Source organism: Tepidimonas fonticaldi (assembly GCF_007556755.1).
In the GTDB taxonomy this organism is placed as follows: Bacteria; Pseudomonadota; Gammaproteobacteria; order Burkholderiales; family Burkholderiaceae_C; genus Tepidimonas; species Tepidimonas fonticaldi.
The window spans coordinates 24,238-31,377 of the sequence record NZ_VJOO01000028.1; the positions used below are offsets into that span (position 1 = coordinate 24,238).

Consider the following 7,140-nt stretch of genomic DNA (forward strand, 5'->3'; position numbering starts at 1 on the left):
GGGCGCGTCGTTGGCGTTCTGGGGTGGTTACTTGGACTCGGCCGCGGGCGCTGCCGGCTCGGTGAAGTTGGCGCCGCCCTGGTTGGCCAGATAGGCCACGGCACGCGCGATTTCGATGTCACGGAACGCGCCACCACCTTGGGCACCCATCGCGCCCTTGCCCTTGAGCGCGGAGTTGACGAGCGTGTCGTAACCCTGGGCGATGCGCGGGGCCCAGGCGGCCTTGTCGCCGTGCTTGGGGGCACCGACCAGGCCGGCCTCGTGGCAGGCGGCGCACTGCGCCTTGTACACGTCGGCGCCGGCGGCCAGCGGGCGGTTGGCGTCGCGCAGCTCGACCGTGCCGACCTTCTGGATGCGCTGGGCCGTGGCCAGTTCGGGGTTGACCGCGCCGGCCTGGGGCTTGTCGGCCTTGGTCACGTAAAACACCAGCCCGATGATCAGGAACACCGGAACGACGAACGCGAAGAAGGCCGTCCACCACAGTTGCTTCGGGGTCTTGATCGGCCCGGTGTGATTGTCGTGCGCGTGCTCGCTCATGGTGTCCCTTTGGAGGCGTGTAGCGGAGATCCGGTTGCCCGCGGCGCGGGGCGCCGTGCGGGGCATGCGGGGGTTGCCAAACCCGAGCATTATATCGAGGGGTTCCCCGGGGCTGCCCGCGCGGCCACCGCGCGGGCAGCGGGCTGATAGAATGCGCGTCTGGACTGCGGCTGTAGCTCAGTGGATAGAGTATCGGCCTCCGAAGCCGAGGGTCGTGGGTTCGATCCCCGCCAGCCGCGCCAAGTCTCACAACCTCCTTTGATTGCGGCCGCCGCGCGCGGCCGGGGAGTCAGGCGCGTGGGGATCCGGTTTGCCACCGACCAGTTGGAGGCCCTGCTGCGCAGCCTGCCGGATCCGGCGTTCGTGCTGAGCGCCTCGGGGCGCTACGTCGCGGTGTTCGGTGGCACCGACACGCGCTATTACCATGACGGCAGCCCGCTGGTCGGCCGTACGCTGCACGAGGTGCTGGTGCTGGCGCGCGCCGACGGCTTTCTTGCCGATATCCGGGCCGCGCTGCACGACGGCGGCCTGCGCATCGTCGAGTACGAACTCAGCAACCGCGATGTGCTCGGCCTGTCGGACGCCGGGCCGGCCGAGCCGATCTGGTTCGAGGGCCGCATCACGCCGCTGCCCTTCACCGTGGATGGCGAGGCGGTGGTGCTGTGGGTGGCCAGCAACATCACGCACCGGCGCCAGTTGCAGGAGCGGCTGCGCGCGCTCAGCGAGACCGACGAGCTGACCGGGTTGGCCAACCGGCGCCGTTTCCTCGTCGAGCTGCAGGCGTGCTTCGACGCCTTTGCGCGCTACGGCCAACCGGGGGCGCTGCTGTACCTCGATCTGGACCGCTTCAAGGCGATCAACGACCAGCTGGGCCACGAGCGCGGTGACGCGGCGCTGTGCGCGGTGGCGGCGGTGCTGGACGGGCACCGCCGGCGCACCGACCTGGCGGCGCGGCTGGGCGGCGACGAGTTCGTGCTGCTGTGCCCGCACACCGGCTTGGACGAGGCCCGTGCGCTGGCCGAGCGGTTGGCCGCGCCGATGGTGCAGGCCTTGGCGCCCTTTGTGCTGGGTGGCGGTCTGCGCGCGTCGGTCAGCGTTGGCTGGGCGGCGTGCGAGCCGCAGGACGCCAGCGGCGCCGACCTGGTGCGCCGCGCGGACGCGGCGCTGTACCGCGTCAAGCGCGCCAGCCGCGCCGCAGTCGCCTGACCCGGACCCACCGTCGCGCGAACGCCGGTTTGCGGGGCGGGCTCAGACGCTCAGCAGCAAAAAGCGCCGCTCCCACGGGCTGATGACGTCGAAGTATTCGCGGTACTCGGCCTCTTTGATGGCGGCGTAGGTGCGCAGAAAGTGTTCGCCGAACAGTTCGGCCAGCGGCTCGCAGGCCAGCAGGCGGTCGATGGCGTCGTCCAGGTGCCGCGGCAGCTGGTGGGGGTGTTCGTAGGCGCTGCCGGTGAGGGGCTCGGTGGGCAGCAGGCGCTCGCGCATGCCCAGGTAGCCGCAGGCCAGGCTGGCCGCGATGGCCAGGTAGGGGTTGACGTCCACGCCGGCCAGTCGGTTTTCCACGCGCCGCGCCTGCGGCGGCGAGTGCGGCACGCGCAGGCCGCAGGTGCGGTTGTCGTAACCCCAGCTCAGGTTGATGGGGGCGGCGGTGTAGCGCGACAGGCGCCGGTAGCTGTTGATGTAGGGCGCAAAGAAGGCCATCGCCGCGGGCAAATAGGTCTGCAGCCCGCCGATGAAGTGCAAAAAGGCGGGGGACGGCGAGCCGTCGGCCTGGCTGAAGACGTTGTGCCCGCTGGCGCGGTCGATGACGCTTTGGTGGATGTGCATGGCGCTGCCCGGCTGTCCCTGCATGGGCTTGGCCATGAAGGTGGCGTACATGCGGTGGCGGATCGCCACTTCGCGCACGGTGCGCTTGAACAGGAACACCTGGTCGGCCAGGGCCAGCGGCTCGCCGTGGTCCAGATTGATTTCCATCTGGGCGGTGCCCATCTCGTGGATCAGGGTGTCGAGCTGCAGGCCCTGCGCCTCGCACCAGTCGTAGATGACGTCGAAGATGTCGTCGTATTCGTTGACGGCGTCGATGGAAAAGCTCTGCATCCCGGCCTCGGTGCGGCGGGTGCGGCCGATCGGGGGTTTGAGGGGGATGTCCTCGTCGGGCTCGACCTCGACCAGGTAGAACTCCATCTCGGGCGCCACGATGGGCTGCAGGCCCTCGCGCTCGTAAAACGAGAGGATGCGGCGCAGCACGTTGCGCGGTGCCAGTTCGGCCGCGGTGCCGTCGAAGTGCACGCAGTCGTGGATGATCTGGGCGGTGGGTTCCTTGGCCCAGGGGACGATGCGCAGGGTGGACGGGTCGGGCACCAGCCGCATGTCGGGGTCCGCGACGGGGGTGAAGTCCTGCTCCGGGTAGTCGCCGGTGACGGTCATGGTCAGCACGGCTTCCGGCAGGCGCAGGCCGACGGCGGGGTCGTATTTGTGGCGCGGCACGATCTTGCCGCGGGCCTGGCCGGTCATGTCCGGGATCAGGCACTCGACTTCGGTGATGCGGCGCTCGTCGAGCCACTGCTGGATGCGTTGGACGTCGTCGTTCATGGGCGGAGGGGGCGTCGGGGCGTGGCCGCCAGTATGCGGCGATGTCGGCGCGGGTGTGGTGCCAGCCACCGCGGTGGGGGCGGCTCCATTGCGCGGCGTGCGGCGACAATCGCAGGCCGATTGCGGGTATGTCGCGGGTATGTCACGGGCATCGCGCCCGTCTTGTCTTTGGAGGGGTTTTGCATGATCGGTTTGCCCGATATCGAAGCCGCGGCCGAGCGGCTGGCGGGCCAGGTGCTGGCCACGCCGTGCCTGGAGTCGCGCACCCTGTCGCAGATCACCGGGGCGCAGGTCTTCCTCAAGTTCGAGAATCTGCAGTACACCGCATCGTTCAAGGAGCGCGGGGCCTGCAACAAGCTGGCGCAGCTCACGCCGCAGGAGCGCGCGCGGGGCGTGATCGCCATGTCGGCCGGCAACCATGCGCAGGGGGTGGCCTACCACGCCCAGCGTCTGGGGTTGCGCGCGGTGATCGTGATGCCGCGCTTTACCCCCGGGGTGAAGGTGGAGCGCACGCGCGGCTTTGGCGCCGAGGTGGTGCTGCACGGCGACACGCTGGAGGAGGCGCGCGCCCATGCCCGGGCGCTGGCGGCCGAGCAGGGCCTGACCTTCGTGCACCCGTACGACGACGACGCCATCATCGCCGGCCAGGGGACGATCGGGCTGGAGATGCTGCGCGCCCAGCCGGATTTGGAGGTGCTGGCGATTGCCGTCGGCGGGGGCGGCCTGATCGGTGGCGTGGCGGTGGCGGCCAAGGCGCTCAAGCCCGACATCGAGGTGATCGGCGTGCAGACGCGGCGCTTCCCGGCCATGGTCAACGCGGTGACCGGCAGCCACTGGCCGCAGGGCACGAACACGATCGCAGAGGGCATTGCCGTGGGCAGCCCCGGGGAGCACAACCTGGCCTTGGCGCGGCGCTATGTGGACGACTGGCTGTTGGTGGACGAGGAGGACATCGAGCAGGCCATCGTGATGCTGCTGGAGATCGAAAAGACCCTGGTCGAGGGGGCGGGGGCGGCCGGGCTGGCGGCGGTGCTGCGCCATCCGGCGCGGTTTGCGGGGCGCAAGGTCGGGCTGGTGCTGTGCGGCGGCAACATCGATCCGCTGCTGCTGGCCTCGATCATCGAGCGGGGCATGGTGCGCGCCGGGCGGCTGGTGCGGTTGGTGGTCAGCACACGCGATTTGCCCGGGCAGCTGGCGCGCATCGCTGCGGTCGTGGCCGAGGCGGGGGCCAACATCGACCAGGTGCACCACCAGCGGGCTTTTACGCTGCTGGCGGCGCAAAACGTGGAAATCGAACTGGTGCTGCAGACGCGCGGCCCGCAGCATGTGGAGCAGGTGATGCAGGCACTGCGCGCTGCCGGCTACGAGGTGGCGCGCCACTGAGGCCGGCATCGGTGCCGGGTCAGGTGTCGGCCAGCGGAGCGGACGATGGCCGCGCCATGGACGGGCAATAGACCAGCGGGCCGCGGCCCTGCGCACGGCTGGCTACACTGCGCGCATGGCGCAGGGGCAGGCACTGGTGGCGGTGCGGCCGCAGGGGCTGTACTGCCCGGCAGGCGACTTCTACATCGATCCATGGCTGCCGGCTTTTGGTGCCTTCACCGGCGGATACGCGGTGCCGGCCGCTGCCGGTCAGGCGCGCTGCGCCATCGCCGACGACGCCGTGTGGCCGGTGGACGGCCCGCCGCCCGCGCCTTGGCAGATCGGCCCCGGTCGGTAAAATCCCGGGGTTTACCCTGACCCCCACGGGAACCCCTTCATGACCACTTCGCGCGTTTCCCCGGCCGCCATGGCCAATGCCATCCGGGCGTTGGCGATGGACGCCGTTCAGCAGGCCAACAGCGGCCACCCCGGCGCCCCGATGGGCATGGCCGAGATGGCCGTCGCGCTCTGGGGCCGCCACCTCAAGCACAACCCGGCCAACCCGGCCTGGGCCGACCGCGACCGCTTCGTGCTGTCCAACGGCCACGGCTCGATGCTGATCTACGCGCTGCTGCACCTGACCGGCTATGACTTGGCCGTAGAGGAGCTCAAGGCCTTCCGCCAGCTGCACAGCAAGACGCCGGGCCACCCGGAGGTCGGCATCACCCCCGGCGTGGAGACCACCACCGGGCCGCTGGGGCAGGGCATCGCCAACGCGGTCGGCATGGCGCTGGCCGAAAAGCTGCTGGCCGCCGAGTTCAACCGCCCTGAGCACACCATCGTCGACCACCACACCTACGTGTTCCTCGGCGACGGCTGCATGATGGAGGGCATCAGCCACGAGGCGTGCGCCCTCGCCGGGGCGTGGCGCCTGTCCAAGCTGATCGCGCTGTACGACGACAACGGCATCTCCATCGACGGCCAGGTCCAGCCGTGGTTCGTGGACGATACGCCGGCGCGCTTCCGCGCCTACGGCTGGCAGGTGATCGGGCCGGTGGACGGCCACGACGTCGAGGCGGTGGATGCCGCCATCGCCGCCGCCAAGGCGCAGGGCGCGCGTGCCGATGGGCGGCCCACCCTGATCGTCTGTCGCACCCGCATCGGCCAGGGCAGTCCCAACCGCGCCGGCACCGCCAAGGCGCACGGCGAGCCCCTGGGGGCCGAGGAGGTGCAGCGCACCCGCGAGGCGATCGGCTGGCCGCACCCGCCGTTCGAGGTGCCGGCCGACATCCGCGCGGCCTGGGATGCGCGTCCGGCCGGCGCCCGGGCCGAGTCGGACTGGGCTCAGCGCTTCGCGGTCTATCGCCAGGCGCACCCGGCGCTGGCCGCCGAGCTGGAGCGCCGCCTGCGCGGCGAGCTGCCCGCCGACTTCCACCAGCGCATGGTGGACTTGATCGTCGGCCTGCACGGGCAGGCGCAGACCGTGGCCAGCCGCAAGGCCAGCCAGTTGGCGCTGGAGGCCCTGACCACCGCGCTGCCGGAGCTGCTGGGCGGCTCGGCCGACCTGACTGGCTCCAACCTGACGCAGACGGCCGCCACGCCGGCGCTGCGCTTCGGGGCCGATGGCCAGCCCGTGGCGGACGAACAGGGCCGCCTGGGGCGGCACATCAACTACGGCGTGCGCGAATTCGGCATGGCCGCGGTCATGAACGGCATCGCGCTGCACGGTGGCTACATCCCCTACGGCGGCACGTTCCTGACCTTCAGCGACTACAGCCGCAACGCCATCCGCATGGCCGCGCTGATGAAGCAGCGCGTCATCCACGTCTTCACGCACGACTCCATCGGCCTGGGCGAGGACGGCCCCACCCACCAGCCGGTGGAGCACGCGGCCAGCCTGCGCCTGATCCCCAACCTGGATGTCTGGCGTCCGGCGGACACCGCCGAGACGGCCGTCGCCTGGGGCGTGGCGCTGCAGCAGCGCGAGCGGCCCACGGCGCTGCTGCTCAGCCGCCAGAACCTGCCGTATGCGGCCAAGCCGACGTCCGCGCTGGCCCCCGATGCGTCGGGGCTGGATGCGATCGCCCGCGGCGGATACATCCTGGCCGAGCCCGTGGCGGTCGGCTTCAAGCCCACCAAGAAGGCCAAGGCCGTCATCGTGGCCACGGGCTCCGAGGTGGCGCTGGCCCTGCAGGCGCAGCGGCTGCTCGCGGCCGAGGGCATCCCGGTGCGCGTGGTGTCGCTGCCCAGCACGACCGTGTTCGACCGCCAGCCGCTGGACTATCGCCTGACCGTGCTGCCGCCCAAGCTGCCGCGCATCGCCGTCGAGGCGGGGTGCAGCGACTTCTGGTGGAAATACGGCTGCGCCGCCGTGGTCGGCCTGGACCGGTTTGGCGAGTCGGCGCCGGCGGGCCAGTTGTTCGACCTGTTCGGCTTCACCGCCGACAACGTGGCCGCGACCGTGCGTGCCGTGCTCGGGCGTTCGTGACGCGCACCTTCTCCGATCTCATCCACTCAGGGACCACACCATGACCATCCGCGTTGGCATCAACGGTTTTGGCCGCATTGGGCGCCTGTCGCTGCGCGCGGCGCTGCAAGGGGGCTTTGACGACATCGAAGTCGTCGGTATCAACGACCCCAAGGGCGCCG

At 70.8% G+C, this 7,140-nt stretch carries 7 protein-coding genes and 1 tRNA gene; 6 read left to right on the forward strand and 2 right to left on the reverse strand.

Features of this window, described 5'->3' with window-relative positions:
* Positions 1–27: 27 nt before the first annotated feature.
* Positions 28–537, reverse strand: coding sequence for a c-type cytochrome (locus Tfont_RS11860; RefSeq protein ID WP_143969600.1), 510 nt, complete (start codon positions 535–537; stop codon positions 28–30).
* A gap of 166 nt (positions 538–703) precedes the next feature.
* Between Tfont_RS11860 and Tfont_RS11865 the strand changes: the two genes are divergently transcribed.
* Both Tfont_RS11865 and Tfont_RS11870 read left to right on the forward strand, forming a co-directional pair.
* Positions 704–779 (forward strand) — tRNA-Arg (locus Tfont_RS11865).
* 55 nt (positions 780–834) lie between these two features.
* Entirely contained in the window at positions 835–1,743 is a 909-nt protein-coding gene (locus Tfont_RS11870) for a GGDEF domain-containing protein (protein ID WP_185974528.1), read from the forward strand.
* A 42-nt stretch (positions 1,744–1,785) separates the two neighbouring features.
* Here the strand turns inward: Tfont_RS11870 and Tfont_RS11875 are convergent, their stop codons facing one another.
* Entirely contained in the window at positions 1,786–3,129 is a 1,344-nt protein-coding gene (locus Tfont_RS11875; protein ID WP_143969601.1) for a glutamine synthetase family protein, read from the reverse strand.
* A 183-nt stretch (positions 3,130–3,312) separates the two neighbouring features.
* On the opposite strand from Tfont_RS11875, the gene Tfont_RS11880 reads away from it, so the two are divergent.
* The 4 genes from Tfont_RS11880 to Tfont_RS11895 all read left to right on the forward strand — a co-directional run.
* On the forward strand, positions 3,313–4,512 hold the full coding sequence (locus Tfont_RS11880; RefSeq protein WP_143969602.1) for a threonine ammonia-lyase: 1,200 nt from the start codon (positions 3,313–3,315) through the stop codon (positions 4,510–4,512).
* Positions 4,513–4,627: 115 nt separating this feature from the next.
* Positions 4,628–4,849 carry a hypothetical protein gene (locus Tfont_RS11885; RefSeq protein WP_068607338.1) on the forward strand — a complete coding sequence of 74 codons (222 nt, stop codon included), beginning with the start codon at positions 4,628–4,630 and terminating at the stop codon, positions 4,847–4,849.
* Between the two features lie 39 nt (positions 4,850–4,888).
* Positions 4,889–6,979, forward strand: coding sequence for a transketolase (tkt, locus tag Tfont_RS11890; RefSeq protein ID WP_260682377.1), 2,091 nt, complete (start codon positions 4,889–4,891; stop codon positions 6,977–6,979).
* Between the two features lie 40 nt (positions 6,980–7,019).
* Positions 7,020–7,140 (forward strand): glyceraldehyde 3-phosphate dehydrogenase N-terminal domain-containing protein (locus Tfont_RS11895; protein ID WP_260682288.1); only part of this gene is annotated, 121 nt, incomplete at its 3' end.

What these genes read in the sequence shown, in the direction of transcription:
- Tfont_RS11860 (WP_143969600.1), bottom strand. Translation starts at nt 537, where the DNA reads ATGAGCGAGCACGCGCACGACAATCACACCGGGCCGATCAAGACCCCG.
- Tfont_RS11875 (WP_143969601.1), bottom strand. Translation starts at nt 3,129, where the DNA reads ATGAACGACGACGTCCAACGCATCCAGCAGTGGCTCGACGAGCGCCGC.
- Tfont_RS11880 (WP_143969602.1), top strand. Translation starts at nt 3,313, where the DNA reads ATGATCGGTTTGCCCGATATCGAAGCCGCGGCCGAGCGGCTGGCGGGC.
- Tfont_RS11885 (WP_068607338.1), top strand. Translation starts at nt 4,628, where the DNA reads ATGGCGCAGGGGCAGGCACTGGTGGCGGTGCGGCCGCAGGGGCTGTAC.
- tkt (WP_260682377.1), top strand. Translation starts at nt 4,889, where the DNA reads ATGACCACTTCGCGCGTTTCCCCGGCCGCCATGGCCAATGCCATCCGG.